Origin of the sequence: Streptomyces sp. NPDC006296 (genome assembly GCF_040613235.1) — a bacterium.
In the GTDB taxonomy this organism is placed as follows: Bacteria; Actinomycetota; Actinomycetes; order Streptomycetales; family Streptomycetaceae; genus Streptomyces.
The window spans coordinates 45,698-69,473 of sequence record NZ_JBEXRT010000027.1 but is presented as its reverse complement, the minus strand read 5'-3'; the positions used below and the strand labels follow the sequence as shown (position 1 = coordinate 69,473).

The window sequence follows — 23,776 nt, the reverse complement described above, 5'->3', positions numbered from 1 at the left end:
ACGTACCCACCCGGGCGCCTCTCTCCCACCTTCCGGCCCTCCGGCACCGGCCCGCCCGCCCACCGGGCCGGTGTCCGTCACCCCGACGGCCTACGCCGGACGCTTGAGCACCGTCAGACTGCGGCCGATCAGCGTCACCCGCTCACCCGCGGACACCTTCGGTCCCGCACCGGGCGGCACCCCGTCCGGGATCGCCGTGTCCACGACGACCTGCCACTGCCGGCCGTGATGCGTCGGGACGGTGAACTCCAGCGTCTCGGCGCCGGCGTTGAACAGGAGCAGGAAGGAGTCGTCGGAGATCCGCTCGCCCCGGGGCCCCGGCTCGGAGATCGCGTGGCCGTTGAGGAAGACCGTCATGGCCTTGGCGTGCGCGGCCTGCCAGTCCCGCTGGGTCATCTCGTCCCCGCGCGGGGTGAACCACGCGATGTCGGACAGCTCGTCGTGCGTGCCCTCCACCGGACGGCCGTGGAAGAAGCGCCGCCGCCGGAAGACCGGGTGGTCGCGGCGCAGCCAGACCATGGACCGGGTGAACTCCAGCAGCCCGGTGTCCGTGGCCGCGGCGTCCTCGTCGCCGTCCTCCGCGTGGGAGGCGGCGGCCGGGTCCGGCCAGTGGACCCAGGAGAGCTCGTTGTCCTGGCAGTAGCCGTTGTTGTTCCCGCGCTGGGTGCGCGCGAACTCGTCGCCGTGGCTCAGCATCGGCACGCCCTGGGAGAGCATCAGGGTGGCGATGAAGTTGCGCATCTGACGGCTGCGCAGCTCCAGGACCTCCTTGTCCTCGGTCTCGCCCTCCACCCCGCAGTTCCAGGAGCGGTTGTGGCTCTCGCCGTCCCGGTTGCCCTCGCCGTTGGCGTCGTTGTGCTTGTCGTTGTACGCGACCAGGTCGTGCAGGGTGAAGCCGTCGTGGCAGGTGGCGAAGTTGATCGAGGCCAGCGGGCGCCTGCCGTCGTCCTGGTAGAGGTCGGAGGAGCCGGTGAGACGCCCCGCGAACTCCGCGAGGGTCCGGGGCTCGCCCCGCCACAGGTCCCGCACGGTGTCCCGGTACTTGCCGTTCCACTCGGTCCACAGCGGCGGGAAGTTCCCCACCTGGTAGCCGCCCTCGCCGACGTCCCAGGGCTCGGCGATCAGCTTCACCTGGCTGACCACCGGGTCCTGCTGCACCAGGTCGAAGAACGAGGAGAGCCGGTCCACCTCGTGGAACTGGCGCGCCAGGGTCGCCGCCAGGTCGAAGCGGAACCCGTCCACATGCATCTCGGTCACCCAGTACCGCAGCGAGTCCATGATCAGCTGGAGCACGTGCGGTGACCGCATCAGCAGGGAGTTCCCCGTGCCGGTGGTGTCCATGTAGTACTGCTGGTCCTCGGTCAGCCGGTAGTACGAGGCGTTGTCCAGACCGCGGAACGAGAGCGTCGGGCCGAGGTGGTTGCCCTCCGCGGTGTGGTTGTAGACCACGTCGAGGATGACCTCGATGCCCGCCTGGTGGAGCGCCTTCACCGCCTGCTTGAACTCCAGCACCTGCTCGCCGCGGTCGCCCCAGGAGGCGTAGGCGTTGTGCGGGGCGAAGAAGCCGATGGTGTTGTAGCCCCAGTAGTTGGCCAGCCCGGCGTCCGCGAGCCGGTGGTCCTGGACGAACTGGTGCACCGGCATCAGCTCGATCGCGGTCACCCCCAGTTCCGTCAGATGGGCGATCACCGCGGGGTGCGCGAGCCCGGCGTAGGTCCCTCGCAGCTCCTCGGGCAGGCCCGGGTGGAGCATCGTCAGGCCCTTCACATGGGCCTCGTAGATCACCGTGCGGTGGTAGTCGGTGCGCGGGCGGCGGTCGTCGCCCCAGTCGAAGTACGGATTGACCACGACCGAGCTCATCGTGTGCGGGGCCGAGTCGAGGTCGTTGCGCTCGTCCGGCCTGCCGAACGGGTAGCCGTACACCGCCTCGCCCCACTCGATCTGCCCCGAGACCGCCCGGGCGTACGGGTCGAGCAGCAGTTTCGCCGAATTGCAGCGCTGCCCGTACCGGGGCTCGTAGGGCCCGTGAACCCGGAAGCCGTAGCGCTGCCCCGGCATCACCCCGGGCAGATAGGCGTGACGGACGAAGGCGTCGGTCTCCCGGAGCTCCACCGCCGTTTCCGAACCGTCGTCGTGCAGCAGGCACAACTCGATCCGGTCGGCGGCCTCCGAGAAGACCGCGAAGTTGGTTCCGGCGCCGTCGTACGTGGCGCCGAGCGGATACGCGTGTCCCGGCCAGACCTGCATAGATAGGACTCTTCCACTTCTGATCCGGGTGCTGGGGGTTTTCGCCCCGATACTCCCCGAAAGACGGTCCTGGACCTAGTACGTCGAGCGGTGCGGCCGGGTGCCGTCGTGCGATCCCGCCGGGCCGGTCAACCTGGGACACCGCGGTGTCGCCCGGACAGGGGGTCCGGGCCGCCGGGCTGCTCCTGTGCCCGTCGTGCGGCGTGCCAGGGGGTGCGCAATCACTATGAACCATCTCACTCCACCCGATCTCACCGCAAGGAACGAGCCTGCGACATAGGGGAGTTGAGTAAGGAGCCTGTGCATCCTGCTGCACCGGCTCCCGCTCCCGGAGTACCCTTCCTTGATCGTTGGTGGGGGAGTGGAAGGCGGTACGCGGGTGAGCTCGGGAGGGTTCGAGCTGCCCCCAGGTGACCCAGGTCACGAGGGGGAACCGACCGATGCCCCGCCGGGGGCCGTCTCGCTCGCCCAGCCCATGGAGATCGGCGCCGAGCTGGACTGGGGCGCGGAGGCCTGGAACGAGGTGCGCACACGCGCCCAGCGGGCCGGGCGTGCGTACATCTGGCTGAATCTGGTGGAGCAGCGGCTGCGCGCGGTGGTCTCCGCGGTGATCCGGCCGATCTACGACCCGGTGCACGGCGAGGACTGGGTGGTGGCCGCCGCCGGGCCCGCCGGACAGGAGTGGGTGCAGCGCGCCGTCGCCGTCCGGGAGGTGTCGCGCCGCAAGGGCTACCTGCTCGACCCGGCCGACGACAACGTCCTGAGCTTCCTCACGCTCCCGCAGCTGCGCGAGCTGATGGTCCAGCACTGGCCCTGCTTCGAGCCGTACTTCGATGACCGCCGCGAGGTCGAGCTGGCGCTCGACGAGCTGGAGGTGGCCCGCAACGTCGTCTCCCGCAACCGCGCGCTCAACGAGGCCGTCCTGGCCCAGGCCGAGCGGGCGTCCGCCCGGCTGCTGGAGATCCTCGGCAGCGGCGCGGCCGTCCCGTCCGCCGACCGGCTGCCCGTGGACGCCGTGGAGGAGCTGGTCGGCGACCGCTACGCCGACGTCGTCTCCGTCCATCCGGACCGGGTGCGGCTGCAACGCCAGCTGCCCGCGGAGGACCTGTTCGGCGGTGCGCGCCGGCTGGACGCCATCGGCATAGGGCTCAACCTCCTCACGCAGAACTTCTCCGGACGCCGGCTGGTCCGGCTCGCCGAGTCGGGCTGCCGGGTGCGGCTGCTGTTCATCAACCCGGCGTCCAGCGCGGTCAGGCGCAGGGAGCGCGAGCTGGGCCTCAAGAAGGGCGAACTCAGCCGTTCCGTGGAGATGAACATCCTCCACATGCGCCGGGTCCGCTCCAGGCTCCGCGACCCGGGGGCCTTCCAGATCCAGGTCTTCGACGAGACCCCGCGCTTCACCGCCTACCTGGTCGACGGGGACGGGCCCGACGCGGTCGGGGTCGTCCAGCCGTACCTGCGCCGCGCCCGCGGCATGGAGGCGCCCGTCCTGGTGCTGCGCGGCGGGGGCCGTGCCGTGGTCAGAGCGGGCCAGGACAGCGAGCACGGCCTCTTCGAGACCTACCGCGAGGAGTTCGAGTCGGTCTGGACCGACTCCAGGCCCGTCTCCTGACGTCCCCTCCGGCGCTGTCAGTGCCGCGTGCGAAGGTGGTCGTCACTCGGGGGAACGCACCACGGAAGGGAAGGTACGGGATGAGCTGGATCAGCGGGCCGCTGCTCGCGTTCGACCTGGAGACCACGGGGACGGACGTCGAGACCGACCGCATCGTGACCGCGGCGGTCGTCCGGCTGGAGGCCGACGGATCGGTGTCGGCGGAGCGCACCTGGCTGCTCGATCCCGGCGTCGCCATACCGGAACAGGCGTCGGCGATCCACGGCATCTCGACCCGCCGGGCCCGTGAGCAGGGGATGCCCGCCGCCACCGCGGTCGAGGAGATCACCCGTGCCGTCACCGAGGGGCTGCGCTCCGGGACGCCGCTGGTGGTGATGAACGCCCGCTACGACCTGTCCCTGCTCGACCGGGAGTGCCGGCGGCACGCCGTCGAGTCGGTCAGCGAGCGGCTGGGCGGCACGCCCTCGCCGGTCATCGACCCGCTGGTGATCGACAAGCACGTCGACCGGTACCGCAAGGGGAAGCGTGCCCTGCACGCCCTGTGCGCCCACTACGGGGTGCGGCTCGACGACGCGCACGACGCACGGGCGGACGCCCTGGCCGCCGCCCGGGTGGTGCGGAGCATGGGGCAGGCGCACCAGCCCGTCGGCGCCATGGCGCTGGACGACCTGCAGACCCTCCAGGTGCGCGCGGCGGCCGAGCAGTCGCTCTCCCTCCAGGCCTACCTGCGGCGCACCGCGGACCCGGCCGCGGTCGTCGAACCGGCCTGGCCGCTCGTCCCGCGGCGGCGGGAGCCCGCGGAGGAGGAGGCGGCGCACGCCTCCGGCCCGTCGGTCCGGAGCCGGTGACACCGGCCCGTCGGCCCCGGAGCCGGGGCCGGTCCGCAGCGGCCTCGCGCGGCGCCGGTGCGACCGGTTGCCCCGAGCGGCGGTCAGAAGGGGTACCAGCGGACCTCGGCGTCGTCCTCGCGCAGTGACGCCACCCTCCGCCGGAATTCCGTCAGCGCCCGGGGGTTCGCCGGTGCGTGCTGGGAGACCCAGGCGCAGCTCGCCGTCTCCCGCGCACCGCGCAGCACCGCGCATCCCTCCCATGTCCGTACGTCCCAGCCGTAGGCCTCGGTGAAGGCGTCGTAGGCGTCGGCGGGCAGGCCGTACCGGTCGCGGGAGAGCGCGAGGACGACCAGGTCGTGCTCGCGCAGGTCGGCGGAGAAGGTCTCCAGGTCGACGAGCACCGGGCCGTCCGGACCGACATGGACGTTGCGGGGGAGCGCGTCGCCGTGGACCGGCCCCGGCGGCAGGTGCGGTGCCAGGGCCGCCGCGGCCTTGGCGAAGCCGTCGCGCCGGCCGCGCAGGTAGTCCGCGTCGGCCGGGTCGATCGCGTCGCCCGCGAGCCGCAGCCAGCGCTCGACGCCGCCCAGCAGCTCGCGGCGGGGGAGCGTGAAGCCCTCGGGCGGCGGCAGTGCGTGCACCCGGGTGAGCAGCGGGGCCAGATCGCGCGGTTCGGACGGGCGGACGGCGTCCGGCAGCCGGTGCCACAGGGTGACCGGGTGTCCCTCCACCAGGCGGGTCCCGGGCTCCGCGGCCCGGACCGCGGGGACGCCCGAGGCGGCCAGCCACCGGGCGACGGCGACCTCGCGCTCGGCGCGTTCCCGCAGCTCCGGGTGGTGCGTGGCGTCCCGGCCGATCTTGGCCACCAGGTCGCCGACGGCGAACACCGCGTTCTCGCCCAGCGCCAGGAGCTCCGCCGCACCGGGCAGTCCGGCGGCGGTGAGTACCTCGCGTGCGCGCATCTCGTCCATGGCCCGATTTTCTCATTCCCGCAGCCCACCTTGACGAACGGGCGGCCCGTCAGCACGATGACGGGGGCCGCGCGGGCCGCGATACAGGGATGAAACCGATCCGAAGAGGCAAAGGGGTCGAATTCATGACACTGGCGACCGCAACGGCGCGGTCCGGGCGCGCAGGCGCGCCGGACGGACCGGGCGGGCCGGGACGGGGCGGACCGGCCGGGGGCCGCCGGCGCGACGGGGCCACCTGGTTCCTGGTGCTGCCCGCGCTGATCCCGATCCTGATCCTCAGCGTCGGCCCCCTGCTCTACGGCATCGGGCTGGCCTTCACCGACGCCCAGTCGGGCCGTACCCGCTCCACCCGGTGGGTCGGCGCCCTCAACTTCCAGGACCTGCTGCACGACACCCTGTTCTGGGACTCGTTCCGGATCGGCCTGCTGTGGGCGGTCGGGGTCACCGTCCCGCAGTTCGTGCTGGCCCTCGGCCTCGCACTGCTGCTCCACGCGGACCTGCGGATGCGCTGGCTGGCCAGGGCGCTCGCGATCGTCCCCTGGGCCATGCCGGAAGTCGTCGTCGGCATCATGTGGCGCCTCGTCTACCACCCGGACGCCGGCATCCTCAACGAGACCCTCCGCGACCTGGGACTGGGCGACGGCAGGGACTGGCTGACCGGGCTCGCCACCGCGCTGCCCGCCGTGATCGTCGTCGGCGTCTGGGCCGGCATGCCGCAGACCACCGTCGCCCTGCTGGCCGGCTTGCAGAACACCCCGCACGAGCTCCACGAGGCGGCCGCCCTCGACGGGGCCGGCGCCTGGCGCCGCTTCCGCACCGTCACCTGGCCCGCCATCAGACCGGTGGCGCTCGCCATCAGCGCGCTCAACCTGATCTGGAACTTCAACTCCTTCGCCCTGGTCTACGTCCTGACCAGCGGCGGACCGGGCGGCCGCACCCGGCTGCCCATGCTCTTCGCCTACGAAGAGGCCTTCCGCTACGGACAGTTCGGCTACGCCGCCGCGATGGGATGTGTGATGGTCGCCGTCGTCTCGGTGCTCCTCGCCGTGTACCTCGCCGGCCGGCTCCGGGGAGGTGAGGACGCGTGAGCCTCCGTCCCGGCAGGACCGCGCGCGCCGGACAGTACGCCGCGCTGCTGTGCTACCTCGCCTTCCTGGGGTTCCCCCTCCTCTGGCTGCTGTCCACCGCCTTCAAACCGGCCCGAGAGCTCGGCTCGCTGCACCCCACCTGGATCCCCGCCGACCCGACGCTGGACAACTTCCGGCAGGCCTTCGACGAACAGCCGCTGCTCCGGGCCGCGGCCAACTCGCTGACCGCCGCGCTCTGCGCCGCCCTGATCGCCGTCCTCATCGCCACGCCGATGGCCTATGTGATGGCCCGCCACCGGGGCCGGCTGTCCGCGGCGGCCACCGGATGGGTCGTCGTCAGCCAGGCCTTCCCGTTCGTCCTGGTGATCATCCCGCTGTTCCTGGTCCTCAAGAACCTGCGCCTGATCAACTCCCTCGGCGGGCTGATCCTGGTGTACGTCGTCTGGTCACTGCCCTTCGCGCTCTGGATGCTCGCCGGTTACGTCCGCGCGGTGCCGCCCGAGCTGGAGGAGGCCGCCGCCGTCGACGGGGCGGGCCGGGTGCGGATCCTCGTCTCGGTCACCGCCCCGCTCCTCGCCCCGGGCATCGTCGCCACCGCACTCTTCGCGTTCATCACCGCATGGAACGAGTTCTTCTTCGCGCTCGTCCTGCTCAAGACCCCGGAGAAACAGACCTTGCCCGTCGTGCTCACCCACTTCCTCGGCGCGGAGGGGGTGGCCGACCTCGGACCGCTGGCCGCCGCCGCGTTCCTCGCGACCCTCCCCTCCCTCGTCCTCTTCGCGGTCATCCAGCGACGCCTCACCGGCGGCCTCACGGCCGGGGCGGTGAAGAGCTGATGCGCCGCCGGCGCCTGCCCGCCCTGGCCACCGCGGTGACCACCGCGCTCGCCCTCCTGCTGGCCGGCTGCTCGGGCGAGGGCGGCCGCGGCACGGACACGGACGGCACGATCCGGCTCCGCTTCCAGTCGCTCGCCTGGCAGAAGGAGTCCGTGGACATCAACAAGCGGCTCGTACGGGAGTGGAACGCCGCCCATCCGGACATCCAGGTGGACTACGTCCAGGGCAGCTGGGACAACGTCCACGACCAGCTGCTCACCTCCTTCGAGGGCGGCGAGGCGCCCGACATCATCCACGACGCCTCCGACGACCTCGCGGACTTCGCGTACGGCGGCTACCTCGCCGATCTGCGGGACCTGCTGCCGGACCGGCTGGCCCGCGACATCCCCCGGCGGTCCTGGGCGTCCACCACCTTCGACGGCGGGGTCTACGGGGTCCCCTTCCTCCAGGAGCCCAGGGTCCTGATCGCCAACACCGCGCTCCTCGCGTCCTCGGGTGTCCGGATCCCGACCCCCGGGAAGCCCTGGAGCTGGTCCGAGTTCCGGCAGGCGACCGCGAAGCTCACCACCAAGGCGACGCACGGGATCGCCTGGCCGCTCAAGGAACCGGTCTCCGTCACTCTCAACCTGGGCCTCTCCTCCGGCGGCCGGCTCTTCCACCGCGGCGCCGACGGCAAGGTGGCGATCCGGTTCGGCGAGGGCGACGGCGTCATGCCCGGCACGGTCCGGGACCAGGTGGTCTCCGACGGCAGCGCCGCCCGCCCGGCCCTCGGCATGGGGGGTTCGGACACCCTGCCCGGCTTCTTCGGCGGCAGGTACGCCATGGTCCCGCTGGGCTTCTCCTACCGCCAGCAGGTCGTCGAGCAGGCTCCCGAGGGCTTCGGGTGGACGGTGCTGCCCACACCGGCGGGCGACGACGGGCTCGCCCAGGGGGTCAGCCCGCAGACCCTGTCCGTCGCCGAGGACAGCCCGCACCGGGAGGAGGCCGTGCGGTTCATCGACTTCCTGCTGCGCCCCGCGAACATGGTCCGACTCGCAGAGGGCGACTGGATGCTGCCGACCGGCACCGAGGCGCTGGCGGACCCCGCCCTGCGCACCGAGAAGAACGGCTGGGCGACGGGCACCGCGCTCGCCCGTGCGCTCCGCCCGGCTCCCGCCCAGTCGGTGCGGGGCTACCCGGAGTGGAAGGACAAGGTCGCCACGCCGGCGCTCCAGGAGTACTACAGCGGGGCCATCGGCACCGGGGAGCTGAAGAAGCGTCTGGTCGAGGACGGGAACCGGGTGCTGGCCCGCTACCAGCGCTGACGCCGGCCGGACGCCCTCGTCGGCACCGTCCGAGTGCGAGGCCGGGAGGGCCGGAACGGGGCATGTTCACCCGTCCGGGCGACAGGCGAGGGTTCCCATGGGCAAAGGCCGATCGGCGTTTTGTCCTGCATGGGGTGGACTGCACGGGTTTTCTGTGTCGAAAGATTGCCGGGTGCGTGACGGCTACATGAAGTTCTTGATCTGGGCGCGTCAATCGAGCAGTGTTTCGAGCGAGCCCCCGGAGATCTTCCGGCCGAGGGCCCGTCCCCCCACAAAGAATGACGAGGAGACCCCTCTTCATGGCACTTCACAAGCGCACCCGTTCGTTCAAGCTCACCGCCTCGATCACCGCCGTGGCAGCGGCCGCCGGCGTAACCCTGCTCGCCACCCCGTTCGCCGGAGCCGCCACGGCGCCCGCGACGGGCACCGTCTACGGCGCCGACGCGGCGACGGCCGTCGCCGGCAGCTACATCGTGATGCTGGACCAGAAGGCCGACAAGGCCGCGCTGGCGAAGCAGTACGGCGGCACGCTCCAGCGGAACTACTCGTCGGCCATCAACGGCTTCTCGGCCAGCGGGCTCTCGAAGACCGAGGCCGGGCGGCTCGCCGCCGACCCGGCCGTCTCCAAGGTCGTCCAGAACAAGAAGTTCCACATCGACGCCACGCAGGACAACCCGCCGTCCTGGGGGCTGGACCGGATCGACCAGGCCGAGACGGCCGGTGACGACGCGTACACCTACCCGGACGCCGCGGGCGGTGACGTCACCGCGTACGTCATCGACACCGGGGTCCGCGTCACCCACGAGGACTTCGAGGGCCGGGCCACCTCGGGCTTCGACGCCGTGGACAACGACGACGACGCGGACGACGGCAACGGGCACGGCACCCACGTGGCCGGGACCATCGCCGGTGCCGCGCACGGTGTCGCCAAGAAGGCGAAGATCGTCGCCGTACGGGTCCTGGACGACTCGGGTTCCGGCACCACCGAGCAGGTCGTGGCGGGCATCGACTGGGTCACCGAGAACCACGACGGCCCGTCGGTCGCCAACATGAGCCTGGGCGGGGGCGCCGACCCGGCGCTCGACGCCGCCGTGGAGAAGGCCATCGCCTCCGGTGTCACCTTCGGGGTCGCCGCGGGCAACGAGTCGAGCGACGCGGGCGAGGGCTCCCCGTCCCGTGTCCCCGAGGCCATCACCGTCGCCTCGTCCACGGTGGACGACGAGCAGTCCTCGTTCTCGAACTACGGCTCCGTCGTGGACCTCTACGCTCCCGGCTCGGACATCACGTCGGCCTGGAACGACAGCGACGACGCCACCAACACCATCTCGGGCACGTCCATGGCGACCCCGCACGTCGTCGGCGCCGCGGCCGTCTACCTCGGCGGACACCCCGACGCCACTCCCGACCAGGTCGCCACGGCGCTCACCGAGGGAGCCACCCCGGACGCGATCTCCGACGCGACCGAGGGCACGGCGAACAAGCTCCTGAAGATCGTGGAGTGACCGGCCCCACCGGCTGAGCGAGCACCAGGCCGCCGCGCCCTCCCCCACGGGGCGCGGCGGCCTCCTGCCGTCCGGGCCCGCCCCCGGGCCCGTCCCCATGATCTCGCCCGGCCCGTGACGCCCGCGGCGCCCATGACGCGCGGCCCGTGACGCCCGCGGCGCCCATGACGCGCGGCCCGTGACGCCCGCGGCGCCCATGACGCCCGGCCCGTGACGCCCGCGGCGCCCGGCCCGTGACACCCGCCGCGTCGTCGGAACCGTCCGGGTGCGCCCCGTGCATGGACGCTCTTCCGCCGGGCGGTCGCACGCACCGGACACCGCGTGCCCCGCCCCGCGGGCGTACGGCGCGCCCCGGAAGTCAGGGCCTACAGTGGGCGCATGAGCACGAGGTACGCGGCGCTGCTGCGGGGGATCAACGTCAGCGGCCACCGCCGGGTCCCGATGGCGGAGCTCCGCGAGCTGCTCGGGGAGCTGGGCCACGAGGGCGTCGCCACCCACCTGCAGAGCGGCAACGCCGCCTTCCGCAGCGCCTCGGAGGACGAGGGCGCCCTGGCCGCGGAGCTGGAGCGGGCGATCGAGGACCGGTTCGGCTTCCCGGTCGACTGCCTCGTCCGCTCGGCCGCCTATCTCGCGGCCGTGGCCGACGCCTGCCCCTTCCCCGCCGCCACGCTCGAAGGCAGGCAGCTGCACGTCACCTACTTCGACCGGGCCGTCGAGGCCGCGCGCTTCGCCCCGCTCGACGCCGAGGACTTCCTTCCCGAGGAGTTCCGGCTGGGGGACCGCGCCCTCTACCTGTACGCGCCCGACGGGCTCGGGCGCTCCAAGCTGGCGGTGGCGCTCGGACGCCCCGCCGTCACCCGGGGCCTGGTCGCCACCAGCCGCAACTGGAACACCGTGCTCAAGCTCGTGGAGATGACGCGTGACTGACCCCTCGCCGGCCGTGGCCACCGCCATCGAGGGGGAGCTCCGCCTCCTCGATCCCGCGGTCCGGGCCTCCGCGGACCTTCTCGACACGCTGCTGCACCCCGACTTCCGGGAGATCGGTTCCAGCGGCCGGCTCTGGGTGCGGGACACGATCATCGCCATGCTCACGGCTCCCGGCGCGCCGCGCCCCGGACCCCTCACCGCGTCCCGGATGAGGGGCGAACAGCTCGCCGCCGACCTGGTGCACCTCACCTTCGACACGGAGTCCCGGGGGCGGTCTTCGCACCGCAGCTCCCTGTGGCGGCTGACCGAAAACGGCTGGCTGCTCTACTTCCACCAGGCCACGCCGTTCGTCGCCGAATCCCTCTCCGAGGTCTGAGCCCGGGGCCCCGCCGGCTCGTCGGGACCCTCCCGCAGCACACGCCGGAGCGGCGTCGCAAGAGTGCCGCTCCGGTCTTCTCCGTGTCCGGGGTCCGGCCGATTCTCGCCGGAAGGGCGAATTCCGGCCAACTGGAGCCCTCGGCAAAACGCTGGTAAAGCGCCTGAACGCGCGGGGTGCGGGGGTGCCCGGTGCGGGCCGGCGGCACTCTCGTACGCGCTTCTGCCGGGCGCCCGGAGTGTGTGTGAACGCGATGCGCGTAGACAGGTGCCGATGTCCTCCGCCCGCTTCACGCTTTGCTGCAATTCGCAGACCCCCTCCGTTCGATGAGCGGACGCCGGCGTTCGGAGGACACCCGCGGGCACGACGGCGTTCATGGTCCGTTATCCGCCACTCTCCGTCCGGGTCCGGAAGGCGGCCTTGTCAGGGACGCAAGCGGAGTCAAGGATTCTCGGCGTGCGGTTGGCAGGTCCACGACCAGAACCCCGGTCGAGGACAGCCGTGCGACTCAGTCCGCCCACCCAGCGGACCGGACACCCCCCAAAGACGGAGGATCCTGTGACCTTCAAGCGCTTTGCTCCCCTCGGCTCCCTCTCCAGACGCGCTCGCCTCATCGCCGCCACCTCTGGCCTGGTCACCGCCGTGGCGCTTGCAGCACCCACCGCGGTCGCCCAGGCCGCACCGGACACCACCGTGACGAAGGCCGAACTGGCCGACGCCAGTTCGTCGGTCCGTGCCGCCGACGTCGCGGGTACCGCCTGGTACACCGACGCGAGCACCGGCAAGGTCGTCGTGACCGTCGACAGCTCGGTCACCGCCTCCGAGATCGCCACGATCAAGAAGTCGGTCACCGACTCGGGCGCGAAGGCCGACATCAAGCACACCGAGGGCACGTTCAACAAGCTCATCGCGGGCGGCGAGGCCATCTACGCCGGCGGCGGGCGCTGCTCCCTCGGCTTCAACGTCCGCAGCGGCAGCACCTACTACGCGCTGACCGCCGGGCACTGCACCGAGATCGGCAGCACCTGGTACACCAACTCCGGCCAGAGCACCACCCTCGGCACGAGGGCCGGATCCAGCTTCCCGGGCAACGACTACGGGCTGATCCGCCACTCCAACTCGGCGGCGGCCGACGGCCGGGTCTACCTCTACAACGGCAGCTACCAGGACATCACGTCCGCCGGTAACCCCAGCGTGGGCCAGTCCGTCAGGCGCAGCGGTTCCACCACCGGCGTGCACAGCGGCAGCGTCACCGGCCTCAACGCCACGGTGAACTACGGCGGCGGCGACATCGTCTCCGGCCTCATCCAGACCAACGTCTGCGCCGAGCCCGGTGACAGCGGCGGCCCGCTCTTCTCCGGCTCCACGGCGCTGGGCCTCACCTCGGGCGGCAGCGGCAACTGCAGCTCCGGTGGCACCACGTTCTTCCAGCCGGTGACCGAGGCGCTCAGCGCCTACGGCGTCAGCGTCTTCTAGGACACCCCACGCACCACCCGTCGGCGGGCCGCGCTCTCCCGAGCGCGGCCCGTTGCCGTACCCGTTGCCGTACCCGGTTCCGTGGAGGCGGGCGCTGTGCCAGGCTCACGGGCATGCGCTACATCATCGTGGGAGCGGGTGCCGTGGGCGGCGCCCTGGGCGGGCGGCTCGCCGAGGCGGGCCACTCCGTGGTCCTGGTCGCCCGGGGCACGCAGTACACGGCCCTGCGCGAGAACGGACTGACCCTCACCACCTCCGACGGCACCCGGATCCACCGCCTCCCCGTCGTCGACGGCCCGGCGGCACTGGACCTGCGGCCGGACGACGTGCTGGTGCTCGCCGTGAAGACACAGGACGCCGTCGCGGCGCTCGACGCGTGGAGCGCCCGGCCGGTGGCGGGCGGCGGAACGGCGGGGGAGCGGCTGCCCGTGGTCTGCGCGCAGAACGGCGTCGAGGGCGAACGCCTGGCCCTGCGCCGCTTCGACCGTGTCTACGGCTGCTGCGTCTACCTCCCCGCCGGTTTCCTGGAGCCGGGCCGGGTCGTCGCCGCCGGCGCCCCGCTCACCGGCATCCTGCACCTCGGCCGCTACCCGTCCGGGACCGACGACACCGTGCGGGCGATCGCCGCGGACTGGAGCGGGGCCAGGCTGGAGGCGCCCGTCGTCCCCGACGTGATGCGCTGGAAGTACGCGAAGCTGCTCTCCAACCTCGCCAACGCGATCGAGGCGGCCACCGGGGTGCTCGACGGCCCCGAGGCGTTCGCCCTGTTCGACCGGGCCCGGACGGAGGGACGTGCGGTGCTCGCGGCAGCCGGGGTGGATCCCGTGGGGAGCGCGGAGCAGGCCACCGCCCGGGACGGGAAGATCCGCTTCGACCCGTACGACGGCTCCCGGCGGACCGGCGGCTCGTCCTGGCAGAGCCTCACCCGGGGCACCGGCACCATCGAGGCCGACTACCTGAACGGCGAGATCGCCCTGCTCGGCCGGCTGCACGGCATACCGACCCCGGTCAACGACGTGCTGCGGCGCACCGTGAACACCCTCGCCCGGGAACGGCGCGCCGCCGGGTCGATGACCGTGGCCGAACTCACCGCCCTGGTCGACGCGGAGTCCTGACCACCCCGTCCGTCAGGCGCTCAGCGCCCCGGACACGGGAGCACACGCCTCGTCGTACCGGTCCAGCAGCAGCCGGGCGAGCACGGGGGACGGACCGAGCACACCGGCCAGCACCTCGGCCCCGGCCTCCTCGGCGCCCGCGGCGATACGGTCCGGGAGGCGGCCGGGTGCGATGACGTACGGGGCCACCGCCACCCGCCGCGCGCCCCCGGCCCGCAGGGCGCGCACCGCGTCGGCGGTGCGGGGCGGGCCGCCGGCCGTGACCGCCGAGGCGAACGCGGGCCGCACCGCTCCCCAGCCGGAGTCCCGCAGCCGCTGTGCGACCCCGTCGATCACGGTGACCGCCTCCGGATCGCCGGAGCCCGCGGAGGCCAGGACCAGCCCGGTCGACGCCCGGTCCCCGGGGGCGATCCCGGCCTCCCGCAGCCGCCCCTCCAGCGCCTCGTTCAGCAGCGGCGACGGACCGAGGACGTCCGCCTGCCGGATCCGCAGCCGGGGGAGCCGGCTCCGGGCCTCCCCGAGCACCGCCGGGATGTCCGACTTGGCATGGAAGGCCCGGGTCAGCAGCAGCGGCAGTGCGACGACCCCGGTCTCCCCGTCCGCGGCCAGGTGCTCCAGCACCCGGGGCACGGTCGGAGCGTTGAAGTCCAGGAAGCCGGTCTCCACACGCAGGCCGGGCCGCAGCGACCGCACGCGCGCGGTGAGCGCGTGCACGGTCGCCGCGTGCCGCGGATCGCGGCTGCCGTGGGCGACGACGAGGAGGACCGGGGCGGCCACGGGCATCAGCTCCTGACCAGGAGGCCACGGCTGCGCAGCACCCGCCGCTCCAGCGGACTGAAGATCAGCAGGTCGATCGCGATGCCGACGAACAGGATGAGCAGGATGGCCAGGAAGATCCCCGGCATGTCGAAGTTGTTCCGGCCGTTCTCCAGCAACTGGCCGAGCCCCAGGCCCAGATCGGGCGACGAGGCGATGATCTCGGCGGCCATGAGGGAGCGCCAGGAGAACGCCCAGCCCTGCTTGAGACCCGCCAGATAACCGGGCAGCGCCGCCGGCAGGACGATGTGGACCGTGCCGCGCAGGCCCGTCGCGCCGATCGTGCGGCCCGCGCGCAGGAACAGCGGCGGCACCTGGTCGACCCCGGAGACCAGGCCGTTGGCGATCGAGGGGACCGCGCCGAGCAGGATCACCGCGTACATCATCGAGTCGTTGAGCCCGAGCCAGATCACGGCCGGTGCCACCCAGGCCACCGAGGGCAGGGACTGCAGACCGGACAGGATCGGGCCGATCGCCGCGCGCACCACCTTCACCCGCGCGACCAGCAGGCCCAGCGGGGTGCCGATGGCGACGGCCAGCACGAAGCCGAACAGGCCGCGCGACACACTGGTCCAGACGACCTCCAGCAGGGTGCCCTGCAGCCACATGTCCGTCAGGCTGTTCCAGACCGCGGCCGGCGGCGGCAGCTTGTAGTCGTCGGTGACCTTCGCCCAGACCAGCACCTGCCAGACGAGGACCACCAGCACGACCGCGACGGCCGGCGGCAGGACCTTGCCGAGCAGGACCTCGCGGGCCGGGGTCCGGCGCACCTGTACGGCGTCGAGGGCGTCCAGGCCCGCTTCGAGCCCTGCCAGGTCGTCGGCCTTCGTCTCAGTGCTGGCCATGGCGGCGGATCTCCCCACGCAGTTCTTCGGTGATCTCGACGGACAGTTCCGCCACGGCGGTGTCCTCGATGCGGCGCGGCTGCTCGATGCCGACCGTCCACTCCCGGGCGATCCGGCCGGGACGCGAGGACAGCAGGACGACGCGCTGGGCGAGCCGCACCGCCTCGCGCACGTTGTGGGTGACGAAGAGGACGGAGGCGTTCGTCTCGTGCCAGATCCGGGTCAGTTCGTCGTGCAGCACGTCACGGGTGATGGCGTCGAGCGCGGCGAACGGCTCGTCCATCAGCAGCAGCCGGCTGTCCTGGGCGAGCGCACGGGCCATCGCCACCCGCTGGCGCATGCCGCCCGAGAGCTCGTGCACCCGCTTCCCGTACGCCCCGCCGAGGCGCACGAGTTCGAGCAGCCGCTCCGCCTCCGGGCGGCGGTCCGGCTTCGGCACACCGCGCAGACGCAGGGCCAGTTCGATGTTCTTGCCCGCGGTGAGCCACGGGAAGAGGGCGTGCTCCTGGAACATCAGGGCGGGCCGCCCGCCGGGGGTCTCGATGGACCCCGAGGTCGGGCGGTCGAGCCCGGCCACCAGATTGAGCAGTGTGGACTTGCCGCAGCCGGAGGCTCCCAGGAGGGTGACGAACTCACCCGGAGCGACATCGAGCGTGATGTCGTCCAGGACGAGCTGCTGCCCCGCGGGTCCGGCGAAGGACTTGGACACGTGCCGGAGACGAGCGGCGTGCTCGACCGCTGCACGGTCCTCGGCCTTGGTGAGGGTGGTGGTCGCCATGGTCGTCACCTCCTGGGAGTCTTCAGGGAAGCTGGTGCGGTCGGGTGGTCACTCGGCGCCGAGACCGGCGTCGGCGACCTCGGGCTGCCCCTCGGCCGCGAGGATCCTGTTCAGCGGCCTCAGGTCGTAGATGCCCTTGAGGTCGGGCTTCTCCAGCAGGCCCGCCCCCACCGCGTGGTCCGCCTGCGCCTGGAGCGTGGCGGCCAGCGGGTCGTCGGTGATCTGGATGGACTCCCACGCCGGGTCCAGGACCTCGGCGGGCAGCGCCTTGCCGCTCAGCTTCTCCAGCGCCGCGTTGGCCGAGGCCTTCGCCTCGGCCGGGTTGGCGTTGATCCACTTGTTGGTCTTCACCGTGCCCCGCAGCACGGCGTCGACGACGTCCGGGTGCGCGGAGAGGAACTTCTGCGACACGATGATGTTCGTGATGACGAACTTGTCGTCCGGCCACAGCGTCGACTCGTCGAGCAGGACCTTGCCGCCCTCGGCGACCAGCTTCGACGCGGTCGGCTCAGGGACCCAGGCGCCGTCCAGGGAACCGGCCTTGAAGGCGTCCGGAGTCACCTTGTTGTCCGAGCGGACCACGGAGACGTCGCCCTTGCCGCTCTGCGCGTCGACCTTCCAGCCCTTCTCGGCGATCCAGTGCAGGAACGCCACGTCCTGGGTGTTCCCGAGCTGCGGGGTGGCGATCCTCCTGCCCTTGAGGTCGTCCACGGACTTGATCTTCTTCGGGTCGACGACGAGCTTCACGCCGCCGGAGGCCGAACCGCCGATGATGCGCAGGCTCTGGCCCTGGGACTTGCTGTAGCCGTTGATCGAGGGCGAGGGGCCGATGAAGCCGATGTCGATCGAACCGGCGTTCAGCGCCTCGATCTCGGAGGGCCCCGCGTTGAACGTCGAGGGCGTGACCGTGGTGCCCCCCAGCTCCTTGGCGATGAGCCCTTCCTGGATACCGACCAGGGCGGTGGCGTGCGTGAGGTTCGGGAAGTAGCCGATCTTCACGGTGTCCGCCGAGAGCTTCTTCCCCCCGGCGGAGGCGTTCGGCTTCGCGGCGTCGTCCCCCTCCGCCTGGGAGCCGTAGCCGCAGGCGGTGGCCGCCAGGGCGAGCAGCGGCAGGGCGGCGGCAGCGGCGAGGCCACGGCGGAAGGTGGTACGGCTGGCAGGCACGGGAGGCTTTCCTCTCGTCGGCCCGGTGCTCACGCCCCCCGGGAGTCGGGTGGCGCGGCCGGGCGGTCGGCGGGTCTTCGTCCGCACGGGCGGTGCGGGTGGTGCGAGCGGGCGCGCAGGCAGTGCGCGTACGTCATCACGCACATCGCCCGACCCCGCCCTGGCCACTGCCCAGGGCGCCGCTGCCGACGCGGCCGCCCTCCTTCGCGAAGGTCGAGAAGAAGTCGCCGGTCATCAGAAGTCCCACTCCGCGTCCTCGGCGGAGGTGTCCGCGTCCGTCCCGCCGTCATGGGCGGCGGCGAACGAGGCACCCGTCATCCCGGCCGTCAGCGTCGTGCCGTCGGCGGGATCGATCAGCAGGAACGATCCGGTGCGCCGTGAGTCGGCGTAGCCGTCGAGCGCCAGCGGCTCGGCGGTGCGCACCACGACCCGGCCGATGTCGTTGGCCACCAGCCGGCCGGGGGCCGGGTGCTGGGAGAGGTCGTCCAGCGTGAGCCGCGACGGGATGTCCTTGACGATCGCCTTGACCGTACGGGTGGTGTGCTTGAGCAGCACCCGCTGGCCCACGGTGAGCGGCTGGTCGGCCACGTGGCAGACGGTCGCCTCGACGTCCTGCGTGACGGCGGGGGCGTCGTCCGCCGGGGCGATCAGGTCACCGCGCGACACGTCGATGTCGTCGGCCAGCCGGAGCGTCACCGACTGCGGGGCCCAGGCGAGCTCCACGCTCTCGCCGAGCGCGTCGATCCCCTCGATCGTCGTGGTCCGCCCGGACGGCAGCACCGAGACGGTCTCACCGACCCGGAACACCCCGGCGGCGATCTGACCGGCGTAGCCCCGGTAGTCCGGGTTCTCCGCGGTCTGCGGGCGGATCACGTACTGCACGGGGAAACGCGCGTGGCACGCGGTCAGGTCGTGGCTGACCGGCACCGTCTCCAGGTGCTCCAGGACGGTCGGGCCGCCGTACCAGTCCATGTGGGCGGAGGGCTCCACGACGTTGTCGCCGGCCAGCGCCGATATCGGGATCGCGGTGATCTCCGGGACGCCGAGCGAGGCGGCGTACGCGGTGAACTCCTCGGCGATCGAGGCGAACACGGGCTCCGCGTAGTCCACGAGGTCCATCTTGTTGACGGCGAGGACGACGTGCGGGACCCGCAGCAGGGCGGCGACCGCGGCGTGCCTGCGGGTCTGCTCCACCACGCCGTTGCGGGCGTCGACCAGGACGACGGCCAGCTCCGCGGTGGACGCGCCGGTGACCATGTTCCGGGTGTACTGCACGTGGCCGGGGGTGTCGGCGAGGATGAACCGGCGCCGCGGCGTGGCGAAGTAGCGGTAGGCCACGTCGATGGTGATGCCCTGCTCACGCTCGGCGCGCAGCCCGTCGGTGAGGAGCGCCAGGTCGGGCGCCTCCTGGCCGCGGTTGGTGGAGGCCAGCGCGACGGCCTCCAGCTGGTCGGTGAGGACCGACTTGGAGTCGTGCAGCAGCCGGCCGACGAGGGTGGACTTCCCGTCGTCGACGGATCCGGCGGTGGCGAACCGCAGCAGGGTGGTGGCCGAGAGCTGCTCGGTGGTGGTGGTCATGGCGGGCCTCTCGTGTGGATCAGGCCGGGTCGGGGAGCGAGGTCCGGTGCCGTGCGGCACAGGGCGGGCAGGGCGCGGGGGAGGCGCGGCGGGGGAGCCGTGCCGAGCGGCGGCGGGTGGGGCTGAACCGGGGACGCGGCCCCGGCCCGTCCGCACCCGGTGCCCTCAGAAGTAGCCCTCGCGCTTGCGGTCCTCCATCGCGGCCTCGGACATCTTGTCGTCGGCGCGGGTGGCGCCGCGCTCGGTGAGGCGGGAGGCGGCGATCTCGGTGATCACGGCGTCCAGGGTGGTGGCGTCGGAGTCGACCGCGCCGGTGCAGGACATGTCGCCGACCGTGCGGTAGCGCACCCGGCGGGTCTCCACCGTCTCGTGCTCCTTGGGGCCGCCCCAGTCGCCCGCGGTGAGCCACATGCCGGAACGGCTGAAGACCTCGCGCTCGTGGGCGAAGTAGATCTCCGGGAGCTCGATGCCCTCGCGCTCGATGTACTGCCAGACGTCGAGCTCGGTCCAGTTGGAGAGGGGGAAGACCCGGACGTGCTCGCCGGGGGCGTGCCGGCCGTTGTAGAGCTGCCACAGCTCGGGGCGCTGGCGCCGGGGGTCCCACTGGGAGAACTCGTCGCGGAGCGAGAACACCCGCTCCTTGGCCCGGGCCTTCTCCTCGTCGCGCCGCCCGCCGCCGAACACGGCGTCGAAGCGGTGCTGCTGGATGGCCTCGGTGAGGGGGACCGTCTGCAGCGGGTTGCGGGTGCCGTCGGGGCGCTCACGGAGCTTGCCCGCGTCGATGTACTCCTGGACCGACGCCACGTGCAGGCGCAGCCCGTGCTTCTCGACCGTGCGGTCGCGGTAGTCGAGGACCTCGGGGAAGTTGTGCCCGGTGTCCACGTGCAGCAGCGTGAAGGGGACGGGGGCCGGCGCGAACGCCTTCAGCGCGAGGTGCAGCATCAGGATCGAGTCCTTGCCGCCGGAGAAGAGGATCACCGGCCGCTCGAACTCCCCCGCGACCTCGCGGAAGATGTGCACCGCCTCCGACTCCAGGGAGTCCAGGTGGCTCAGCGCGTACGGGTTGACGGTGCCTCCCGGCACGGTGGCGACGGTGCTCACGCCAGGCCCCTCTCGGTGAGCAGCGCACGAAGCGCCGCTGCGGACTCCTGCACGGTCTGCCGGTGGGACTCTATGCGCAGATCCGGTGTCTCGGGGGCCTCGTAGGGATCGTCGACCCCGGTGAGACCGCTGATCTCGCCCGCGGCCTGCTTGGCGTACAGGCCCTTCACGTCCCGCTCGGAGCACACCTCGACCGGCGTCGCGACGTGCACCTCCAGATACGCGGTGCCCTCCTGCCGGTGGCGCTTGCGCACCGCGTCGCGGCTGTCGGCGTAGGGGGCGATGACCGGGACGAGGACCTTCACGCCGTTGGCGGCGAGCAGTTCGGCGACGAAGCCGATCCGCTGGACGTTGGTGTGCCGGTCCTCGCGCGAGAAACCGAGCCCCGCGGAGAGGAACTCCCGGATCTCGTCACCGTCGAGCACCTCGACCCGGTGCCCGTCGGCGCGCAGCCGGCCCGCCAGCTCGTACGCGACGGTCGTCTTGCCCGCGCTCGGCAGACCGGTGAGCCAGACGGTCGCTCCCGTCTCCGTCACGCTCATCGATATCTCCTGATCAGTCGTCATCAGCCGTGCAGCCCGCATTCGGTCTTGCCGCGCCCGGCCCAGCGGCCGGCCCGCGCGTCCTCGCCCTCCAGCACCCGCCTGGTGCAGGGCGCGCAGCCGACGGAGGCGTAGCCGTCCGTCAGCAACGGGTTGGTCAGCACGCCGTGTTCGGCGACGTAGGCGTCCACGTCGTCCTGGGACCAGCGGGCGATGGGGGAGACCTTGACCTTGCGGCGCTTCTCGTCCCAGCCCACGACCGGGGTGGCCGCCCGGGTGGGCGACTCGTCGCGGCGGAGCCCGGTCGCCCAGGCCGCGTACGCCGTCAGCCCCTCCTCCAGCGGCTTCACCTTGCGCAGGGCGCAGCACAGGTCGGGGTCACGGTCGTGCAGCCTCGGCCCGTACGCGGCGTCCTGTTCGGCCACCGACTGGCGCGGCGTCAGCGTGATGAGGTTGACGTCCATCACGGCCTCGACCGCGTCCCGGGTGCCGATGGTCTCCTCGAAGTGGTAGCCGGTGTCCAGGAAGACGACGTCCACACCGGGCAGCACCCGGGAGGCCAGGTGGGCGACGACCGCGTCCTCCATGGAGGAGGTCACGCAGAAGCGCCGGCCGAAGGTGCCGGCCGCCCACGCCAGGACGTCCGAGGCGGAGGCGTCCTCCAGCTCGCGTCCGGCCCGCTCGGCCAGCTCCTTCAGGGCCTCGTCGGTGAGTTCGGCCGCTTGCAGGGTCTCCGTCATGTCCCGTCCCCTCCCGCATCGTCACGCCGGAGCCCCTGGGCCAGCAGGCCCAGGAACTTCAGCTGGAACGCCCGGTTGCAGGACGCGCATTCCCAGGCACCGTGGCCGGCCTCGTGCGGACGCAGGTCCTCGTCGCCGCAGTACGGGCAGTAGAACGGGGCCGCTCGTCCGCTCATGACAGCGACTCCGCACTCGCCCGGGCGGCCCAGGTCGCGAAGCGCTCGCCGTCCTCGCGCTCCTCCTGGAAGTTGCCCAGCACCCGCTCGACATAGTCGGGGAGTTCGGCCGAGGTGACCTTCAGGCCGCGGACCTTGCGGCCGAAGCCGGCCTCCAGCCCGAGCGCGCCGCCGAGGTGCACCTGGTAGCCCTCGACCTGGTTGCCGTCGGCGTCCAGCATGAGCTGGCCCTTGAGGCCGATGTCCGCGGTCTGGATGCGGGCGCAGGCGTTGGGGCAGCCGTTGATGTTGATGGAGAGCGGCTCCTCGAAGTCCGGCATGCGGCGCTCCAGTTCGTCGATGAGCGCGGCGCCGCGCGCCTTCGTCTCGACGATCGCCAGCTTGCAGAACTCGATGCCGGTGCACGCCATCGTGCCGCGCCGGAAGGGCGAGGCGTGCACCTGGAAGTCCAGGGCCTCCAGCCCGGCGGTCAGCGACGCGACCCGGTCCTGCTCGACGTCCAGGACGATCATCTTCTGCTCGGCGGTGGTGCGCACCCGGCCGGAGCCGTGCGCCTCCGCCAGATCGGCGATCTTGGCCAGGGTGGAGCCGTCCACCCGGCCGACGCGCGGGGCGAAGCCGACGTAGAAGCGGCCGTCCTGCTGGGCGTGCACCCCGATGTGGTCGCGCCAGCGGGCGGACGGCTGGGCGGGCGGCGGCCCGTCCAGCAGCGGGCGCTTGAGGTACTCCTCCTCCAGGATCCGGCGGAACTTCTCCGGACCCCAGTCGGCCATCAGGAACTTCAGGCGGGCACGCGTGCGCAGCCGGCGGTAGCCGTAGTCGCGGAAGATCCCGATGACACCGGACCACACGTCGGGGACCTCGTCCAGCGGCACCCAGGCGCCGAGGCGCTCGGCGAACCGCGGGTTGGTGGAGAGCCCGCCGCCGACCCACAGGTCGAAGCCGGGGCCGTGTTCGGGGTGGTCCACGCCGACGAAGGCGATGTCGTTGATCTCGTGCACCACGTCCTGGACCGGCGAGCCGGAGATCGCGGTCTTGAACTTGCGCGGCAGGTTGGAGAACTCCTTGCTGCCGATGTAGCGCTCGTGGATCTCGTCGACCGCGGGCGTGCCGTCGATGATCTCGTCGGCGGCGATACCGGCCACCGGGGAACCGATGATCACCCGGGGGCAGTCGCCGCAGGCCTCGGTCGTCGAGAGCCCGACGGCCTCCAGCCTCTCCCAGATGGCCGGGACGTCCTCGATGCGGATCCAGTGCAGCTGGACGTTCTGCCGGTCGGTGATGTCGGCGGTGCCCCGGGCGTACTCCTCGGAGATCTCACCGATGACCCGCAGCTGGGCCGTGGTCAGCCGTCCGCCGTCGATGCGCACCCGCAGCATGAAGTAGCGGTCGTCCAGCTCCTCCGGCTCCAGCACGGCGGTCTTGCCGCCGTCGATCCCGGGGCGGCGCTGGGTGTAGAGCCCCCACCAGCGCATCCGGCCGCGCAGGTCGTTCGGGTCGATGGAGTCGAACCCGCGCTTCGCGTAGATCGTCTCGATGCGCGTCCGCACGTTGAGACTGTCGTCGTCCTTCTTGAACTGCTCGTTCCCGTTCAGGGGGGTGAAGTGACCCATGGCCCACTGACCCTCACCACGGTGACGTCCGGCCTTGCGGCGGGGCGTGGCGGCAGCGGGCTTCTCGGGGATGGCGGCCATGGCTATACGTCCTTCGGGACTGCGGGAGGGCGGCTCCGGGCCGCACACCCGCGTGAGGCGC

The 23,776-nt window shown here is 72.3% G+C and carries 22 protein-coding genes; 10 read left to right on the top strand and 12 right to left on the bottom strand.

Annotated elements, in window-relative coordinates:
* Positions 1-90: 90 nt before the first annotated feature.
* Positions 91-2,247, bottom strand: coding sequence for a glycogen debranching protein GlgX (gene glgX, locus ABZ172_RS19845; RefSeq protein WP_356885034.1), 2,157 nt, complete (start codon positions 2,245-2,247; stop codon positions 91-93).
* Between the two features lie 379 nt (positions 2,248-2,626).
* On the opposite strand from glgX, the gene ABZ172_RS19840 reads away from it, so the two are divergent.
* Positions 2,627-3,859, top strand: a complete 1,233-nt coding sequence (locus tag ABZ172_RS19840) for an SAV2148 family HEPN domain-containing protein (RefSeq protein ID WP_356885033.1) — start codon at positions 2,627-2,629, stop codon at positions 3,857-3,859.
* An 80-nt stretch (positions 3,860-3,939) separates the two neighbouring features.
* Positions 3,940-4,707: a 3'-5' exonuclease gene (locus ABZ172_RS19835; RefSeq protein ID WP_356885032.1), complete on the top strand. Its 768-nt coding sequence runs from the start codon at positions 3,940-3,942 to the stop codon at positions 4,705-4,707.
* Positions 4,708-4,790: 83 nt separating this feature from the next.
* On the opposite strand, the gene ABZ172_RS19830 is transcribed toward ABZ172_RS19835, so the two are convergent.
* Positions 4,791-5,657 carry an aminoglycoside phosphotransferase family protein gene (locus ABZ172_RS19830; RefSeq protein WP_356885031.1) on the bottom strand — a complete coding sequence of 289 codons (867 nt, stop codon included), beginning with the start codon at positions 5,655-5,657 and terminating at the stop codon, positions 4,791-4,793.
* Between the two features lie 125 nt (positions 5,658-5,782).
* On the opposite strand from ABZ172_RS19830, the gene ABZ172_RS19825 reads away from it, so the two are divergent.
* From ABZ172_RS19825 to ABZ172_RS19790, 8 genes are all read left to right on the top strand, one after another.
* Entirely contained in the window at positions 5,783-6,745 is a 963-nt protein-coding gene (locus ABZ172_RS19825; protein ID WP_356885030.1) for a sugar ABC transporter permease, read from the top strand.
* Positions 6,742-7,581: a carbohydrate ABC transporter permease gene (locus ABZ172_RS19820; protein ID WP_356885029.1), complete on the top strand. Its 840-nt coding sequence runs from the start codon at positions 6,742-6,744 to the stop codon at positions 7,579-7,581. The genes ABZ172_RS19825 and ABZ172_RS19820 overlap by 4 nt, the downstream gene beginning before the upstream one ends.
* The gene (locus tag ABZ172_RS19815; protein ID WP_356885028.1) at positions 7,581-8,885 is read left to right on the top strand and encodes an extracellular solute-binding protein; all 1,305 of its coding nucleotides are present in this window, start codon (positions 7,581-7,583) and stop codon (positions 8,883-8,885) included. Before ABZ172_RS19820 ends, ABZ172_RS19815 begins: the two co-directional genes overlap by 1 nt.
* Before the next feature lie 299 nt (positions 8,886-9,184).
* Complete coding sequence (locus tag ABZ172_RS19810) at positions 9,185-10,387, top strand: S8 family serine peptidase (protein WP_356885027.1); 1,203 nt, start codon at positions 9,185-9,187, stop codon at positions 10,385-10,387.
* 378 nt (positions 10,388-10,765) lie between these two features.
* The gene (locus ABZ172_RS19805; protein ID WP_356885026.1) at positions 10,766-11,314 is read left to right on the top strand and encodes a DUF1697 domain-containing protein; all 549 of its coding nucleotides are present in this window, start codon (positions 10,766-10,768) and stop codon (positions 11,312-11,314) included.
* Positions 11,307-11,690, top strand: coding sequence for a nuclear transport factor 2 family protein (locus tag ABZ172_RS19800; protein ID WP_356885025.1), 384 nt, complete (start codon positions 11,307-11,309; stop codon positions 11,688-11,690). Before ABZ172_RS19805 ends, ABZ172_RS19800 begins: the two co-directional genes overlap by 8 nt.
* Positions 11,691-12,248: 558 nt before the next feature.
* Positions 12,249-13,166, top strand: a complete 918-nt coding sequence (locus ABZ172_RS19795; protein ID WP_356885024.1) for a S1 family peptidase — start codon at positions 12,249-12,251, stop codon at positions 13,164-13,166.
* A 113-nt stretch (positions 13,167-13,279) separates the two neighbouring features.
* Positions 13,280-14,281, top strand: a complete 1,002-nt coding sequence (locus ABZ172_RS19790; RefSeq protein ID WP_356885023.1) for a 2-dehydropantoate 2-reductase N-terminal domain-containing protein — start codon at positions 13,280-13,282, stop codon at positions 14,279-14,281.
* 12 nt (positions 14,282-14,293) lie between these two features.
* On the opposite strand, the gene ABZ172_RS19785 is transcribed toward ABZ172_RS19790, so the two are convergent.
* The 10 genes from ABZ172_RS19785 to ABZ172_RS19740 all read right to left on the bottom strand — a co-directional run bounded on the left by ABZ172_RS19785 (position 14,294) and on the right by ABZ172_RS19740 (position 23,715).
* On the bottom strand, positions 14,294-15,058 hold the full coding sequence (locus ABZ172_RS19785) for a sirohydrochlorin chelatase (protein ID WP_356885022.1): 765 nt from the start codon (positions 15,056-15,058) through the stop codon (positions 14,294-14,296).
* Positions 15,059-15,063: 5 nt separating this feature from the next.
* A complete protein-coding gene (locus ABZ172_RS19780; RefSeq protein WP_356885021.1) occupies positions 15,064-15,942 on the bottom strand; it encodes an ABC transporter permease in 879 nt (292 codons plus the stop codon).
* Positions 15,929-16,720 (bottom strand): ABC transporter ATP-binding protein, encoded by a 792-nt coding sequence (locus tag ABZ172_RS19775; RefSeq protein ID WP_356885020.1) that lies wholly within the window; start codon positions 16,718-16,720, stop codon positions 15,929-15,931. The genes ABZ172_RS19780 and ABZ172_RS19775 overlap by 14 nt, the downstream gene beginning before the upstream one ends.
* A 48-nt stretch (positions 16,721-16,768) precedes the next feature.
* Positions 16,769-17,884, bottom strand: coding sequence for an aliphatic sulfonate ABC transporter substrate-binding protein (locus ABZ172_RS19770; RefSeq protein ID WP_356885019.1), 1,116 nt, complete (start codon positions 17,882-17,884; stop codon positions 16,769-16,771).
* Between the two features lie 234 nt (positions 17,885-18,118).
* On the bottom strand, positions 18,119-19,462 hold the full coding sequence (locus tag ABZ172_RS19765; RefSeq protein WP_356885018.1) for a GTP-binding protein: 1,344 nt from the start codon (positions 19,460-19,462) through the stop codon (positions 18,119-18,121).
* A 165-nt stretch (positions 19,463-19,627) separates the two neighbouring features.
* Positions 19,628-20,563, bottom strand: a complete 936-nt coding sequence (gene cysD, locus ABZ172_RS19760) for a sulfate adenylyltransferase subunit CysD (RefSeq protein ID WP_356885017.1) — start codon at positions 20,561-20,563, stop codon at positions 19,628-19,630.
* Entirely contained in the window at positions 20,560-21,129 is a 570-nt protein-coding gene (gene cysC, locus ABZ172_RS19755; protein WP_356885016.1) for an adenylyl-sulfate kinase, read from the bottom strand. Before cysC ends, cysD begins: the two co-directional genes overlap by 4 nt.
* Entirely contained in the window at positions 21,129-21,845 is a 717-nt protein-coding gene (locus ABZ172_RS19750) for a phosphoadenylyl-sulfate reductase (RefSeq protein ID WP_356885015.1), read from the bottom strand. The genes cysC and ABZ172_RS19750 overlap by 1 nt, the downstream gene beginning before the upstream one ends.
* Positions 21,842-22,021 (bottom strand): hypothetical protein, encoded by a 180-nt coding sequence (locus tag ABZ172_RS19745; protein WP_356885014.1) that lies wholly within the window; start codon positions 22,019-22,021, stop codon positions 21,842-21,844. The genes ABZ172_RS19750 and ABZ172_RS19745 overlap by 4 nt, the downstream gene beginning before the upstream one ends.
* Positions 22,018-23,715 carry a nitrite/sulfite reductase gene (locus ABZ172_RS19740; RefSeq protein WP_356885013.1) on the bottom strand — a complete coding sequence of 566 codons (1,698 nt, stop codon included), beginning with the start codon at positions 23,713-23,715 and terminating at the stop codon, positions 22,018-22,020. The genes ABZ172_RS19745 and ABZ172_RS19740 overlap by 4 nt, the downstream gene beginning before the upstream one ends.
* Between the last annotated feature and the right edge of the window lie 61 nt (positions 23,716-23,776).